Annotated in this window: 10 protein-coding genes; 5 read left to right on the top strand and 5 right to left on the bottom strand. The window is 62.1% G+C overall.

Going from position 1 to position 15,124, the window contains the following annotated elements:
* Window positions 1–18 precede the first annotated feature (18 nt).
* Window positions 19–1,263: a TCR/Tet family MFS transporter gene (locus QWJ46_RS02720; RefSeq protein WP_302748878.1), complete on the bottom strand. Its 1,245-nt coding sequence runs from the start codon at window positions 1,261–1,263 to the stop codon at window positions 19–21.
* A 370-nt stretch (window positions 1,264–1,633) separates the two neighbouring features.
* Between QWJ46_RS02720 and QWJ46_RS02715 the strand changes: the two genes are divergently transcribed.
* On the top strand, window positions 1,634–2,632 hold the full coding sequence (locus tag QWJ46_RS02715; protein WP_302748877.1) for an aldo/keto reductase: 999 nt from the start codon (window positions 1,634–1,636) through the stop codon (window positions 2,630–2,632).
* A gap of 195 nt (window positions 2,633–2,827) precedes the next feature.
* Here the strand turns inward: QWJ46_RS02715 and QWJ46_RS02710 are convergent, their stop codons facing one another.
* Complete coding sequence (locus QWJ46_RS02710; RefSeq protein ID WP_184454243.1) at window positions 2,828–3,748, bottom strand: neutral zinc metallopeptidase; 921 nt, start codon at window positions 3,746–3,748, stop codon at window positions 2,828–2,830.
* Between the two features lie 265 nt (window positions 3,749–4,013).
* Here QWJ46_RS02710 and QWJ46_RS02705 point away from each other — a divergent pair, with 265 nt between their 5' ends.
* Both QWJ46_RS02705 and carB read left to right on the top strand, forming a co-directional pair.
* Window positions 4,014–5,042, top strand: coding sequence for a zinc-dependent alcohol dehydrogenase family protein (locus QWJ46_RS02705; RefSeq protein WP_302748908.1), 1,029 nt, complete (start codon window positions 4,014–4,016; stop codon window positions 5,040–5,042).
* Between the two features lie 169 nt (window positions 5,043–5,211).
* Window positions 5,212–8,700 (top strand): carbamoyl-phosphate synthase large subunit, encoded by a 3,489-nt coding sequence (gene carB, locus QWJ46_RS02700; RefSeq protein ID WP_302748876.1) that lies wholly within the window; start codon window positions 5,212–5,214, stop codon window positions 8,698–8,700.
* 52 nt (window positions 8,701–8,752) lie between these two features.
* On the opposite strand, the gene QWJ46_RS02695 is transcribed toward carB, so the two are convergent.
* Window positions 8,753–10,207 (bottom strand): UdgX family uracil-DNA binding protein, encoded by a 1,455-nt coding sequence (locus tag QWJ46_RS02695; RefSeq protein ID WP_302748875.1) that lies wholly within the window; start codon window positions 10,205–10,207, stop codon window positions 8,753–8,755.
* Window positions 10,207–11,439, bottom strand: a complete 1,233-nt coding sequence (locus tag QWJ46_RS02690) for a putative DNA modification/repair radical SAM protein (protein WP_184454236.1) — start codon at window positions 11,437–11,439, stop codon at window positions 10,207–10,209. The genes QWJ46_RS02695 and QWJ46_RS02690 overlap by 1 nt, the downstream gene beginning before the upstream one ends.
* Before the next feature lie 252 nt (window positions 11,440–11,691).
* Here QWJ46_RS02690 and greA point away from each other — a divergent pair, with 252 nt between their 5' ends.
* Both greA and QWJ46_RS02680 read left to right on the top strand, forming a co-directional pair.
* Entirely contained in the window at window positions 11,692–12,168 is a 477-nt protein-coding gene (greA, locus tag QWJ46_RS02685) for a transcription elongation factor GreA (protein WP_017965278.1), read from the top strand.
* Between the two features lie 27 nt (window positions 12,169–12,195).
* Window positions 12,196–13,254 carry a glycosyltransferase family 4 protein gene (locus QWJ46_RS02680; RefSeq protein WP_302748874.1) on the top strand — a complete coding sequence of 353 codons (1,059 nt, stop codon included), beginning with the start codon at window positions 12,196–12,198 and terminating at the stop codon, window positions 13,252–13,254.
* A gap of 317 nt (window positions 13,255–13,571) precedes the next feature.
* Here QWJ46_RS02680 and QWJ46_RS02675 read toward each other — a convergent pair whose 3' ends face one another.
* Window positions 13,572–14,906 carry a dicarboxylate/amino acid:cation symporter gene (locus tag QWJ46_RS02675; RefSeq protein ID WP_302748873.1) on the bottom strand — a complete coding sequence of 445 codons (1,335 nt, stop codon included), beginning with the start codon at window positions 14,904–14,906 and terminating at the stop codon, window positions 13,572–13,574.
* Window positions 14,907–15,124: the final 218 nt, after the last annotated feature.

Here is a 15,124-nt window from a genome sequence, read left to right as displayed (position 1 = left end):
TCACCATTTCTGATCGGTTCAGCCCACACCTTCCAGCGCCTCGGCCGGCTCCCCGGCTCGAACCCTCGTGAGGAATATCCCGGCGGCCACAACAATGAGCACAGCAGCCGTGAGATAAGGCGCACCGGCAAAGGTGACGGGCGCCTCAGGCCGCGTGAAATAGCCGAACATTTGCGTGAAGATCAATGGCCCGACAATGGTGGTGATGCTGCTGAGGCTGGTCAGCGCGCCCTGCAACTCGCCCTGCGCCGAAGGCGGCACCTTGCCGGCGGCAATGCTGCGCAGCGCCGGATCGGCGACGTTTTCGATGACGGTCGCCACGATGACGACATAGACCAGCCAGCCCTCCCAGGCGAAGGCATAGCCGGTCAAGCCTGCAGCCGAGAAACAGAGGCCGAGAAGCGCGGTCTTCCACTCGCCAAGCACAGGCACGATCCGCGGCAGGACAAGGCCCATGACGAGCGCAGCACCGATGCCGTAGATGCCGAGCGACAGGCCGATCTGCCCCTCGCTCCAGCCATAGCGGTAGGTGGAGACGAAGGACCAGACCGAGGGATAAACGGCATGCGCCAGGAAAAACAGGAACATGACGAGGCTGACCCCGCCGATGCCGGGGTAATGGCGCATCTGGCGCAGCGCGCCGAGGGGGTTGGCGCGTTTCCACTCGAAGCGGCGGCGGTTCTTCGCCTCAAGCGTTTCCGGCAGCAGAAAGCAGGCGGCGATGAAATTGACAAGCGACAAAGCGGCAGCGCCGAGGAAGGGCACGCGCGGGCCGAATTCCCCGAGGAATCCGCCGATGACGGGGCCGATGGTGAAGCCAACGCCGAAGGCGATGCCGATCAGTCCGAAGTTCTTCGCGCGGTTCTCCTCCGTGCTGATATCGGCGATATAGGCCGAGCAGGTGGCGAAGCTGCCGCCGCTGATGCCGGCTAGCACACGGCCGACGAACAGCATCCAGAAGCTGGTGGCGATGCCGCAGATGAAGTTGTCGATGGCGAAGGTCAGCACCGAAAGCAGAAGGATCGGCCGGCGGCCGAAACGGTCGGATAGGTTTCCGAGCAGAGGTGCGAACAGGAACTGCATGCCAGCATAGACGAGCATCAGCCAGCCGCCGTCGATCGCCGCATCGCTGACGCTGCCGCCGGTCAGTTGCTCCAGATAGGCGGGCAGCACCGGCATGATGATGGCGATGCCGATAATGTCGAGGAAGAGGATGACGAAGACCAGGAAAAGGCCGCGGCGAACGAATCTCGGATCAAGCATGAGGCATCTCTACAGCGGCTGTTTCTGAAAAGACGATCTCCGTCGCCGGAAAGTGACATAGCTCAGAAAAGAAACTGAAACAATCGGTGAACATCTGGAAGCATCTCAGGAGTTCTACGGGAAAATCGTCAGGGCCTCAACCGGTAGACGCGTGCCGTCATTCCGGCGAATCCTAGCGATAAACTCTCTTGCAATCGCCGCGACGGCATCCAGATCAATCCAGGCAGAACACTCATTGTGCATTTCCCCGCACAGCCTGTTCCACTCCGTCCGATTATCGCCGGGATGCGAAGATGGTAGAACAGCCTCGACAGCGGCGCGCCGGCGAGGCTGCCCGATCACGCCGCACGGCGCAATAAAGGAGAAAACAATGCAGACCTATCGTTTAGGACAGACCGGACCCGATGTCTCAGCCATCGGCCTCGGCTGCATGGGCATGTCTGGCATGTATGGTCCCGCCGATCGCGCCGAGAGTATTGCGACGATCCATGCCGCGCTCGATGCCGGCATCAATCTGCTCGACACCGGCGATTTCTACGGGATGGGCCATAATGAAATGCTGATCGGCGAGGCATTGAAGGGCCGCAGGCGCGAAGACGCCGTCATCAGCGTCAAGTTCGGCGCGTTGCGCGATCCTGCAGGCGGATGGAGCGGCATCGATGCCCGCCCGGCGGCTGTGAAGAACTTCCTGGCCTACACGCTGCAGCGCCTCGGCGTCGACTATATCGACATCTACCGCCCTGCCCGCCTGGATCCGAATGTGCCGATCGAGGACACCGTCGGCGCGATCGCCGACCTGGTCAAATCAGGCTACGTCAGACATATCGGTCTGTCGGAAGTCGGCGCCGACACGATCCGCCGCGCCGCCACCGTCGCGCCGATCGTCGACCTGCAGATCGAATATTCGCTGATCTCGCGCGGGATCGAGGATCGCATCCTGCCAACGGCGCGTGAACTCGGCATTTCGATCACCGCTTACGGCGTGCTTTCGCGCGGCCTGATCAGCGGCCACTGGCAGAAGGGTCGGGCCATCGCCGGAGACTTCCGCACCCATAGCCCGCGCTTCCAGGAAGGCAATATCGAGCAGAACCTCGCGCTGGTAGAACAGCTGCGCGAGATCGCCCGAGCAAAAAGCGTCTCGGTCGCCCAGATCGCCATCGCCTGGGTCGCCGCCAAGGGCAAGGATATCGTCCCCCTCATCGGCGCACGCCGCCGCGACCGGTTGAACGAGGCGCTCGGTTCACGCGCAGTCGACCTGTTACCGGAGGATTTCGCCGCGATCGAACGAGCTGTGCCGAAGGACGCGGCTGCGGGTGGGCGTTATCCCGAGCATATGCTGCAGCATATGGATAGTGAGAAATACGGCTAGGTATTAGGTCAAAGGGGCTGAAACGTCCCGTCGTGCGGCCCCCTCATCTCTACGGGCACCTTCTCCCCGAGGGGAGAAGAGGGAGTCGAGACGTCGCGGCAAGTCCCTTTTCCCCAGCGGGGAGAAGGTGGCCCGAAGGGTCGGATGAGGGGGCCGCACGACGGGCAATCACCTCTTCTACCGAATACGCAGGTCTCAAACCGGCCCCGAAAACGTATCGCACGCCGTCAGCTGGCCGCTGTCGAAACCGCGCTTGAACCACCTGACGCGCTGCGCCGAGGTGCCGTGGTTGAAACTTTCGGGAACCACGTAACCCTGCGAGCGCTTCTGCAGCGTATCGTCGCCGATCTGCTGGGCGGCGTTCAGCGCCTCCTCGAGATCGCCGGCCTCCAAGATCCCCTTCTGATCGGTATATTTGCCCCAGATGCCGGCGAAGCAATCAGCCTGCAGCTCGACGCGCACCGACATCTTGTTGGCTTCCTCCTCGCTCATGCGCTGACGGGCCTGATTGAACTTCGGCAGGATGCCGAGCAGGTTCTGCACGTGATGGCCCACCTCATGAGAGACGACATAGGCTTCGGCGAAATCGCCGGAAGCTCCGAACCGATCGGATAATTCCTGGAAAAAATCCGTGTCGAGATAGACCTTATGATCCCCCGGGCAGTAGAATGGACCCGTCGCGGCAGAGGCAAATCCACAGGCCGATTGCGTTTGTCCCGAGAAGAGAACAAGGCGCGGCTCCTCGTAATTCCGGCCCTGGGCCTGAAAGATCCCGTTCCAGGTGTCTTCAGTTTCGGCAAGAACGGTGCGCACGAAGGCGGTCATCTCGTCGTTGGCGGGCGTGCGCGTGCCCGCGGACTCGCTCTGCTCGTAGCCGGGACCGCTCGACATGCCGCCGGTTTCGAGCACCTGCAGCAGATCGACACCCATCATCTTGAAGATGAAATAGATGACGACGAGGAAGATGATCGTACCGATGCTCAAGCCGCCGCCGGCGCGGCGGACGCCGCCGCCTGAGGGAAAACTGAAGCCACCGCCGCGGCCGAACCCGCCGCCGGTGGGATCGCTGCGGCGATCCTCGACATTGTCGGACTGACGCCGGCCTCTCCATTCCATCTTCGTTCTCCCCGCCAATCCCGATGCTTGTCATCAATGAATTTATATAACCGTCAGCAGGAGGAATTCCAGCGGCTTCAACCGCATGCAAAATAGGCGGTTGCACGGCTCCTCGGCTGCAAACTTGACGGACGGGATATTGTTCCCTCAGCCCATCGGCCCCAGCCATGCGTCCCCATCACGTAAAGAAGATGCGTCAACCGCTTGACGCGACTCCTGCTTTCGCTCTTCCTGTTAGAAGGGGAGAATGCGAGAGGAGATGGCGATGAAGGCGGTGCGTCTGCAAGCGACGGGACAGTTGCATCTTTGCGAAGTCGAAAGGCCGGTACCTGGTCCGGGTGAATTGCTCGTCCGAATTGAGGCTTGTGGCATCTGCGGCACCGACCGCCATATCTTCCACGGCGAATTTCCGTCGAAGCCGCCGGTGACGCTCGGCCATGAATTCGCCGGCATCGTCGAGACCGTCGGACGTGATGTGACCGATTTCCGCCCCGGCATGCGTGTGACCGGCGATCCGAACATTTCCTGCGGCGGCTGCGAGGAATGCCGGCGCGGCCGAGTCAATCTCTGCCGGAACCTGCAGGCGATCGGCATTCACCGCGACGGCGGCTTTGCCGATTATGTCTGCATGCCGCAAAGCCAGGCCTTCGCGCTGCCGACCGATCTTGATCCGCTCCACGGCGCCTTCTGCGAACCGCTCGCCTGCTGCATCCACGGCGTCGATCTCGCCGGGCTGCATACCGGCGCTTCAGTCATCGTACTCGGCGGCGGCGTGATCGGCCTGCTCACGGTTCAACTGGCAAGGCTCGCCGGCGCCACCCGCGTCATTCTGGTGACGCGCAGCGCCGAAAAACGACGCTTGGCCGAAATCCTCGGCGCCACGGCAACGGCCGATCCAGGCGACGGCGATATCGTTGCCCGCATCACCGCCGCAGACGGATTGCTGGCCGGCGGCGCCGACGTCGTCTTCGAATGCGCCGGCGTCGCTGAAACCATGCAACAGGCGCCGCGGCTTGCCCGCCGTGGCGGCACTGCCGTCATTCTCGGCGTGATGCCGCAGGGGGCAAAAATCGAGATCGAGCCCTTTGACCTGCTGTTCCGCGAAGTCAGGCTGATAAGCTCCTTCGTCAACCCCTTCACCCATTGCCGCGCCGCCGATCTGATCGCCTCCGGCAGGATCAAGGTCGAGCCGTTGATCTCCCGCAGGATTGGGCTTGCGGAAGCCCCAGACGCGATCGTCAATCCGGCGCGCAGCGGCGAAATCCGGGCACTCGTCATCCCCGGCCGGGAATAGGCGTCCGCGCCGGTTCGAATTCCTGTCGATTCCGCGATTTATGGGGTTCCGTTTGCAAATACATTTGCCTATAAGCCGCTTCTAGCCTGAAAAGACCCAGCATGCGCAACCGACCCGGTGATCTCCCACCCTGGCCGGTTTTCTGCGCAGCCAGAAAATGGATATCGCCATGCCGAAGCGCCAAGACATCAAATCGATCCTCATCATCGGCGCGGGACCGATCGTCATTGGCCAGGCTTGCGAATTCGACTATTCCGGCACCCAGGCCTGCAAGGCTTTGAGAGAGGAAGGCTACCGCGTCATCCTCGTCAACTCCAACCCGGCGACGATCATGACCGACCCCGGGCTGGCAGACGCAACTTACGTCGAGCCGATCACCCCGGAAGTCGTCGCGAAGATCATCGCCAAGGAGCGCCCTGACGCGCTGCTGCCGACCATGGGCGGCCAGACGGCACTGAATACCGCCCTATCCTTGAAGCGCATGGGCGTGCTCGACCGCTACAATGTCGAGATGATCGGCGCCAAGCCGGCGGCCATCGACATGGCCGAAGACCGCGCGCTATTTCGTGAGGCGATGGCCCGCATTGGCCTGGAAACGCCGCGTTCGATGCTGGCGAACGCCACCGACATCAAGGACCTCGACCGCAAGACGCATGAGGCTGAGCGCACCAAACTGCGCGAAAGCCTCTCCGGTCCCGACCTCGACAAGGCGCTGGACGAGCTGGAAAACCAGTGGAATCTTGGCGAGAGCGACCGCAAGCAGCGCTACCTGAACCATGCCATGGCGATCGCCGCCCAGGCACTCGACCATGTCGGCCTGCCCGCCATCATCCGCCCCTCCTTCACCCTCGGCGGCACCGGCGGCGGCATTGCCTACAACCGATCGGAATTCTTCGAAATCGTCGGCGGCGGTCTCGATGCTTCGCCGACCACCGAAGTGCTGATCGAAGAATCGGTGCTCGGCTGGAAGGAGTATGAAATGGAAGTGGTCCGCGACAAGGCGGACAACTGCATCATCATCTGCTCGATCGAGAACATCGATCCGATGGGCGTTCATACCGGCGATTCCATCACCGTCGCTCCGGCGCTGACGCTGACTGACAAGGAATACCAGATCATGCGCAACGCCTCGATCGCAGTGCTGCGCGAGATCGGCGTCGAGACCGGCGGCTCGAACGTCCAGTTCGCCGTCAATCCGAAGGACGGCCGCCTCGTCGTTATCGAAATGAACCCGCGCGTCTCGCGCTCCTCGGCACTCGCTTCCAAGGCCACCGGCTTCCCGATCGCCAAGGTCGCCGCGAAGCTCGCCATCGGCTACACGCTCGACGAGTTGGAAAACGACATCACCGGCGGCGCAACGCCGGCTTCCTTCGAGCCGTCGATCGACTATGTCGTCACCAAGATCCCGCGTTTCGCCTTCGAGAAATTCCCCGGCGCCTCGCCGGTCCTAACGACGGCGATGAAATCGGTCGGTGAAGTCATGGCGATCGGCCGCACCTTCGCCGAATCGCTGCAGAAGGCGCTGCGCGGCCTCGAAACCGGCCTGACCGGCCTCGACGAAATCGAGATCCCCGATTTCGAAGAAGGCGAATCCAGCCAGAACGCCATCCGCGCAGCCATCGGCACGCCGACGCCGGACCGCCTGCGCATGGTCGCCCAGGCGCTGCGCCAGGGCCTCAGCATCGAAGAGGTGCATGAAGGCTGCAAGATCGATCCCTGGTTCATCGCCGAACTCAAGAATATCGTCGACATGGAAGCCCGCATCCGCGAGCATGGCCTTCCCGGCGATGCCGCGAACCTGCGCATGCTGAAGGCCATGGGTTTCTCCGACGCGAGGCTGGCGACCCTGACCGGCAAGCGCCCGAAGGAAGTCGCGGAACTCCGCAACAGCCTGAACGTGCGTCCGGTTTTCAAGCGTATCGACACCTGTGCGGCCGAATTCGCTTCGCCTACGGCCTATATGTATTCGACCTACGAGACGCCCTTCGTCGGCGCCGCCCGCTCGGAAGCTCAAGTCTCCGACCGCAAGAAGGTCGTCATCCTCGGCGGCGGCCCGAACCGCATCGGCCAGGGCATCGAGTTCGACTATTGCTGCTGCCATGCCGCCTTCGCGCTGAAGGATGCCGGCTATGAAGCGATCATGATCAACTGCAACCCCGAAACCGTCTCGACCGACTACGACACGTCGGACCGCCTCTACTTCGAGCCGCTGACGGCCGAAGACGTGATCGAGATTCTGCGTGCCGAACAGGAAAAGGGCGAAGTCGTCGGCGTCATCGTCCAGTTCGGCGGCCAGACGCCGCTGAAGCTTGCCGAAGCACTTGAGAAGAACGGCATCCCGATCCTCGGCACAGCGCCAGACATGATTGATCTCGCCGAAGACCGCGACCGCTTCCAGAAGCTCTTGATGAAGCTCGACCTCAACCAGCCCAACAACGGCATCGCCTATTCGGTCGAGCAGGCCCGCCTCGTCGCCGCCGAGATCGGCTTCCCGCTGGTCGTTCGCCCGTCCTACGTACTCGGCGGCCGCGCCATGCAGATCCTGCATTCGGAAGGCCAGTTGCAGACCTACCTTCTCGACACGGTTCCGGAATTGGTGCCTGAGGATATCAAGCAGCGTTATCCCAACGACAAGACCGGCCAGATCAACACGCTGCTCGGCAAAAACCCGCTGCTCTTCGACAGCTACCTCACCCATGCGATCGAAGTCGATGTCGACTGCCTCTCCGACGGCACCGACGTCTATGTCGCCGGCATCATGGAGCATATCGAGGAAGCCGGCATCCATTCCGGTGACTCGGCCTGCTCGCTGCCGCCGCGCTCGCTGCCGGTCGAACTGCTCGACGAACTCGAACGCCAGGCGAAAGCCATGGCCAAGGCGCTCAATGTCGGCGGCCTGATGAACGTCCAGTTCGCCATCAAGGACGGCACCGTCTACGTGCTCGAAGTCAATCCGCGCGCCTCGCGCACCGTGCCCTTCGTCGCCAAGACCATCGGCGCGCCGATCGCCAAGATCGCCGCCCGCGTCATGGCCGGCGAGACGCTCGACGCCACCTTCGCCGCCTACGGCACGAAGCCCGATCCGCGTAAGCTCACGCACATTGCCGTCAAGGAAGCCGTCTTCCCCTTCGCCCGTTTCCCCGGCGTCGACACGCTGCTCGGCCCGGAAATGCGCTCGACCGGAGAAGTGATCGGCCTCGACACCGATTTTGCCCTGGCCTTCGCCAAGTCGCAGCTCGGCGCCGGCGTCGAACTGCCGCGCGACGGAACGGTCTTCGTCTCCGTGCGCGATGAGGACAAGGCGCGCGTGCTGCCGGCGATCCGCATCCTCGTCGAAGAGGGCTTCAAGGTGCTGGCAACCGGCGGCACAGCCCGCTTCCTCGGCGAAAACGGCATCACCGCCAACAAGATCAACAAGGTCCTGGAAGGACGTCCGCACATCGAGGACGCGATCCGCAACCGCCAGGTCCAGCTCGTCATCAACACCACCGACGGCAATAAGGCGATCTCGGACTCCAAGTCGCTGCGCCGCGCGACGCTGATGCAGAAGGTGCCCTATTACACGACGATGGCCGGCGCCGAAGCCGCCGCCCAAGCGATCAAGGCGCTGAAGGCCGGCAATCTCGAAGTTCGGCCGCTGCAAAGCTACTTCGCTTGATACGGCAGCGCCATCGCCATAAGGCGGTGGCGCAAACTCAGCCGGAATCAATTTATCCAGCTGAGACGATAAGCCGCTGAATTTTCAGCAGGTCGTCGCGAAACCGCGCCAGCTCCTCCGCCTTCAGTCGCTCGTCCGGAATGCGCAGCAGATAGGACGGATGCACCGTCACGAAGAGCGTGCGCCCTCCTTCGATCGCCATCGCCCTTCCCCTGACATCCTGCAGGCGTTCTTTCACATCGGTCAGCGCAGCAAGCGCCGTCGCGCCCATCGCGACGATCAGTTTCGGCTTGATGAGTGACATTTCCCGATCGAGCCACCAGCGGCAAAGCTTTACCTCGCCCATATTGGGCTTCTGGTGGATGCGCCGCTTGCCGCGCGGCTCATATTTGAAATGCTTGACGGCATTGGTGACGTAGAGCGTCGACCGGTCGATGCCCGCCTCCAATAGCACCTGATCGAGCAGCCTGCCGGCAGGTCCGACGAAGGGATGTCCGGAAATATCCTCCTGATCGCCCGGCTGCTCGCCGACGAACATCACCCGCGCATCACGCGGCCCCTCCCCGAAGACAGTCTGGGTCGCATAGGCATGCAAAGGGCAGCGCGTGCAGACCGCGGCTTCCGCGCGCAGTGCTTCCAGCGTGCCCGCCGGAGGCTCGGGTTCTGCGGGCTGATTGCGTGCGGCCTGCTGCAAGCGGTCGTGAAACGGCAGCGACTGCGTCACCTCCCGCGCCGCCATCTCCCGCACCTTGCTTTCGGCCGATGCAATCAAGCCGGGAATAAGGTCGGCCTCCGGCAGGTTCTTCCAGTATTTCTTCGGCATCTCCGCCTGCATCGCCTTCACCTTCAACCGCGCCGGGTTGAAGATGCTGGCATAGTAGGTCCGCCAGAGTTCGTCCGTGGCATCGCTGAGATTAGGCTTTTCGCAGGGCTCGTCGGCAATCGTCAGCCGCTCGCCGTCCCAGGCCGCCGAGCCCTTGGGCGTGGCAATCAGCCAGTCCATGTCGGTGAAACGCCGCTGGAAAAACGGAGCCGTGCGCCGGACAATATGATGATCCGGCTCGAACCAGGCGAGGAATTTCCGGCGACCTGCCGATACCGCGCCGACCTCCTTGAAACGGACGAAGGCCGTCATCTTGTGCGCGTCGCGCCGAACGTTCTTCGCCATCAGCCTGGCCCGCACGACATCCTCGTCGGAACTTACCTCCAGCAGCTGCCGGTCCAGTTGCAGCCGCCAGAGCAGACGGTACAGCAGAGAAAATCGCGCCGGATCGGAATGGCAGAGAACCGTCTCCGCAAGCTCGATGAAGGCGGGCGGCACCGTCATCGGCTTGCGTGTTGTCGCAGGCGCCGGCGGCATGGCGTCCCGTTGAAACGAAAGATCGGCCTCGGCGCTTTTTTCGCGCCAGTCGATCTCCTCGGGCAATATGCCGGCGGCCGCCAGGGCGCGTGCGGCGTCACGCCATTCGCCAAGATCTCCGCGCCCCGCAAGCACGACCCGGCGCATCACAGCAACGACAATTGTTCAGGCTGCGGCTCGAACATGGCGCGCAGATCCGGGCGGTCGACTAGCCGTCGCGGCGACCAGCCTTCCGCTGAGATGAAGGCTCGGACCTTCTTGATCGAAACGCCGAGCCGGGCGAGCTCATCGAGCCGCAGGCGACGAAACCGGCGTGCCGAAACAATCGCCTTCACCGTCTTGGTGCCGAGGCCGGGCACACGCAGCAACCGCTCGCGCTCAGCCTTGTTGATATCGACAGGAAAATCGGCCCGGTTGGCCAGCGCCCAGGCAAGTTTCGGATCGAGATTGAGATCGAGCATGCCGCCCGCCTGGTTTGCGGTAATCTCGTCGATGCCGAAGCCGTAGAACCGATAGAGCCAGTCGGCCTGGTAAAGTCGGTGTTCGCGCATCAGCGGCGGCTTGATCAGCGGCAGGTTTTTTGAGGCGTCTGGGATGGGGCTGAAGGCGGAATAATAGACACGCTTCAGACCATAGCTGCTATAGAGCCGGCCGCTGCTCGCCAGGATCGTCGCATCATTGGCCCCATCCGCGCCGACGATCATCTGCGTGCTCTGGCCAGCCGGGACGAAACGCTGTCGTTTTTTGGTCTTAAGCGTCGGTTCATCGGCCGCCTCGATCTTCAACCTGAGATCAGCCATCGATCGCCTGATACTGGCCGGCTTCTTTTCCGGCGCGAAACGGGAAATCCCGCTGTCGGTCGGCAGTTCGATATTGAGCGACAGCCTGTCGGCATGAAGCCCCGCCTCCTCGATCAGATGCGGCGACGCCTCGGGAATCGCTTTGAGATGGATATAGCCGCGGAAATTATGCGTCACCCGCAGCTCGCGGACAATGCGCACCATCTCCTCCATCGTGTAATCGGAGGAGCGGATGATGCCGGAGGAAAGGAAGAGGCCTTCGATATAGTTGCGGCGGTAAAATTCGAGTGTCAGCCAGACGACCTCCTCCGCCGTGAAGCGTGCCCGCTCGACATTGCTGGAGGAGCGATTGACGCAATAGGCGCAGTCGTAGATGCAGAAATTGGTGAGCAGGATCTTCAGAAGCGAAATGCACCGCCCATCCGGAGCATAGGCATGGCAGATACCGGATCCCTCGGTTGAACCCAGCCCGCCGTTTGCGCTCGAATCGCGTTTCACCGTGCCGCTGGACGCGCAGGAAGCGTCATATTTCGCAGCGTCGGACAGAATGGCCAAGCGTTCGGTTAGCGACTTCTTCATCCCAATGTTCACTATATGTTCTAATATACATAGTCAACCGAAACGATCCCGCCTCTGCCCATTTTGGGGCGCATCGCCCGATGCCGCAGTGGGTTGCATTTCGTCTATGCGAATTTTCTGGAAATCGGCCTTGCCGATCTGCTATAAGCACTTAACTAGAAATGTGGCACGGTTCCGAAGCTCCCCTTCGGGACCTGTTTTCTTTTGTGTGGGCGCCTGATTGCGCGAACACAAGGAGTGAAGGACAAAAAAATGGTTGAAAAGGTACCGATGACACAGGGTGGTTTCGTCAAGCTGCAGGAAGAGCTGCGCTGGCGTCAGCAGGAGGAGCGCCCCCGAATCATCGAGGCGATCGCCGAGGCCCGTGCTCATGGCGACCTTTCCGAAAACGCCGAATACCACGCCGCCAAGGAAGCCCAGAGCCACAACGAGGGCCGTATCAGCGAACTGGAAGACCTAACGGCGCGCGCCGAGGTCATCGACCTCACGAAGATGTCGGGCGACAAGATCAAGTTCGGCGCCAAGGTGAAGCTCGTCGACGAGGACACCGAAGAAGAAAAGACCTATCAGATCGTTGGCGACCAGGAAGCCGACGTCAAGGCTGGCCGCATCTCCATCTCCTCCCCGATCGCCCGCGCGCTGATCGGCAAGGAAGTCGGTGATTCCATCGAGGTCAACGCACCCGGCGGCTCCAAGGCCTACGAAATCCTCCAGGTTTCCTGGGGCTGATCGCCCGCCAGACACGAGATCCATCCCTTGCCGGACATTCGTGACGTCGAGATCATCGCGCCCAACTTCAAGCGCCGGCTCTCCGGCGTCACGTCGACTATCGTCCAGCTCATCCCGTGCCAGATCCGGCTCGGCATGAGGATCGCGACGCTCGGCCCCGGCCTGCCCGACGGCTTGGCGAAACTGACATGGCCGCAGATCCTCGGCTTGTGGCGCCCGCCCGCACGCCGCCGTCACCGCGTCTGGCACGCCCGCCGCAACAATGAGATGGCTGTCGGCATCCTGCTTCGCCATGTCCTGCGCATGCCGCTGAAGCTGCTCTTCACCTCGGCGGCGCAACGCCGTCACACCGCCTACACGAAATGGCTAATCCGCCGTATGGATGCGGTGATTGCAACCAGCGACCGGTCCGGCTCCTTCCTCGAGGTACCGCATACGGTCATCCAGCACGGCGTCGACCTTTCTATCTTCCATCCGCCGGAAACGGCCGACGACGGCATCGCCGCGACCGGCCTGCCCGGCCGCTATCTCGTCGGCTGCTTCGGCCGCGTGCGCCATCAGAAAGGCACCGATCTCTTCGTCCAGGCGATGATCGAACTCTTGCCGCAGCATCCGGAATGGACGGCCGTCGTCTCCGGCCGCGTGACGGCGGAGCACACCGCCTTCGGCGAAAAGCTCAAGGCCGATGTCGCCGGCGCCGGGCTCACCGACCGCATTCTCTTCCTCGGCGAAGTGCCTGATATCAAGGTCTGGTATCGCCGCCTGACGCTTTACGTCGCCCCTTCCCGCAACGAAGGCTTCGGCCTGACGCCGCTCGAAGCCATGGCTTCTCGCACCGCCGTCGTGGCATCGGATGCGGGCGCCTATGCCGAACTCATCGCCGACGGCGAGACCGGCTCGGTGGTGGCGGCTGGCGACGGCGAAGCGCTGACGCGGGCAATCGCCCCCTATATCGCAGATCCCACACTGGCGATCGCGCATGGGGAGAATGCACTGCGTCATGTCCGGACGAATTTCGCGCTGGAGAACGAAGCAAACGCGATCGGCGCTGTTTACGATCGCCTTCTCGGCGACAACCGCGGCTGAGTGGAAAAGAAGACTACGTCGATACAAAGAACCATAAAAGACCCCGCCCCAAACCCCTCCCCACAAGGGGGAGGGGCTTAACTTGCCGCGCCCGTTCTCCAAATCTGCGACGTTTCGAGAAGGAACGAAGTGGGCGCTCCGGGTTAGTCCCTCCCCCTTGTGGGGAGGGGTTGGGGAGGGGTAAGCGGTCTCGCCGATCTCCTTGGGTCGGAACGGCTCGTGACGTTGAACATGTGCGTAGAGGGCGACATCTATCGACAAGCGAACGGCCCGCTGTAAAACGGGCCGCTGCAAAGATTGCCAATAATCAGGCGAGATTATTCCGCCGGCTGAAGTCCGGCAACCGGAGCGCCCTCTTCTGCCTGGCCGCCCAGCACTCTAGCGAGCTGCGCCGTATCCAGCTCGTTTTCCCAACGGGCCACGACGATTGTCGCGACCGCATTGCCGACGAGGTTGGTCAGCGCCCGGCATTCCGACATGAAGCGGTCGATGCCGAGGATTAGCGCCATGCCGGCGACCGGCACGGAAGGCACGACGGAGAGCGTTGCGGCAAGCGTGATGAAGCCGGCGCCGGTGATGCCGGCAGCACCCTTCGAGCTCAGCATCGCCACGAGCAGCAGCAGGATCTGGTCACCCCAGGAGAGCTGGATGCCGGTTGCCTGGGCAATGAAGAGGGCGGCCAGCGTCATGTAGATATTGGTGCCGTCAAGATTGAAGGAATAGCCGGTGGGGATGACGAGGCCGACGACCGAGCGCTTGCAGCCGGCCTTTTCCATCTTGTTCATCAGTCCCGGAAGTGCGGCTTCTGACGACGAGGTGCCGAGAACCAGCAGCAGCTCTTCCTTGATGTAGCGCAGCAGCGCCAGGATCGAGAAGCCGTTATAGCGGGCGACAGCGCCGAGCACGACAAGAACGAAGAGCAGCGAAGTGATGTAGAAGGTGCCGATCAGCATGGCGAGGTTCGCGATCGATCCGATGCCGTACTTGCCGATGGTGAAGGCCATGGCGCCGAAGGCGCCGATCGGGGCAGCCTTCATCAGGATGGCGACCAGCTTGAAGATCGGAGCCGTCAGCGCATTCAGGATGTTGATGACCGGCTCGCCCTTTTCGCCGACCATGGCGAGCGCAATGCCGAACAGCACCGAGAAGAACAATACCTGCAGAATATCGCCATCGGCAAAGGCGCCGACAATCGTCGTGGGGATGATGTTTGTGAGGAAGCCGACGATGCTCTGCTCATGCGCCTTCTCGGCAAAGGTGGCGACGGCCTTGGGGTCAAGCGAAGCCGGATCGATATTCATGCCGGCGCCGGGCTGAACGACATTGGCGATGACCATGCCGATGACGAGCGCCAAGGTCGAGAAGGTCAGGAAGTACAACATCGCCTTGCCGGCGACGCGGCCGACCTTCTTCAGATCGCTCATGCCGGCAATGCCGGTTGCCACCGTCAGGAAGATGACGGGCGCAATGACCATCTTCACGAGCTTGATGAAGGCATCGCCGAGCGGCTTCAGCTGCGTGCCGAGCTCGGGGTAGAAATGGCCGAGAAGGATACCCGCGGCGATGGCGGCGAGAACCTGAACGTATAGATGGGTGTAAAAGGGCTTCCTGCCCTTGCTCTCTGCAACTGCGTCAACTGGTGCTGCGATCATGATATCCTCCTAAGGGCTCGCCCGGAACGAACTCCGGCCTCCCGAGCCGTTCGCTTCACTCCAACAGCTCAGCCGTTGTGCCATCTCCTTCGCAATCGCCGTGCCAGTTTCGCATAAATTGGGTAACTAGTTGTTTTGAATAGGATAAAATTTATACCGCTGCCAAAGGGCTAAATAAGCAATGCGGAAAGCCGCACAAATCCGTTTGCGTTCCGTGC

Source organism: Rhizobium sp. CBN3 (genome assembly GCF_030518245.1).
Taxonomy (GTDB): Bacteria; Pseudomonadota; Alphaproteobacteria; order Rhizobiales; family Rhizobiaceae; genus Rhizobium; species Rhizobium aethiopicum_A.
The sequence above is the reverse complement of the archived record's forward strand: the minus strand, read 5'-3'. Positions and strand labels throughout refer to the sequence as shown.

Bases quoted from the DNA above. Each gene is read 5' to 3' on its own strand.
- QWJ46_RS02720 (WP_302748878.1), bottom strand. From the start codon at position 1,263: ATGCTTGATCCGAGATTCGTTCGCCGCGGCCTTTTCCTGGTCTTCGTC.
- QWJ46_RS02715 (WP_302748877.1), top strand. From the start codon at position 1,634: ATGCAGACCTATCGTTTAGGACAGACCGGACCCGATGTCTCAGCCATC.
- QWJ46_RS02710 (WP_184454243.1), bottom strand. From the start codon at position 3,748: ATGGAATGGAGAGGCCGGCGTCAGTCCGACAATGTCGAGGATCGCCGC.
- QWJ46_RS02705 (WP_302748908.1), top strand. From the start codon at position 4,014: ATGAAGGCGGTGCGTCTGCAAGCGACGGGACAGTTGCATCTTTGCGAA.
- carB (WP_302748876.1), top strand. From the start codon at position 5,212: ATGCCGAAGCGCCAAGACATCAAATCGATCCTCATCATCGGCGCGGGA.
- QWJ46_RS02695 (WP_302748875.1), bottom strand. From the start codon at position 10,207: ATGCGCCGGGTCGTGCTTGCGGGGCGCGGAGATCTTGGCGAATGGCGT.
- QWJ46_RS02690 (WP_184454236.1), bottom strand. From the start codon at position 11,439: ATGAAGAAGTCGCTAACCGAACGCTTGGCCATTCTGTCCGACGCTGCG.
- greA (WP_017965278.1), top strand. From the start codon at position 11,692: ATGGTTGAAAAGGTACCGATGACACAGGGTGGTTTCGTCAAGCTGCAG.
- QWJ46_RS02675 (WP_302748873.1), bottom strand. From the start codon at position 14,906: ATGATCGCAGCACCAGTTGACGCAGTTGCAGAGAGCAAGGGCAGGAAG.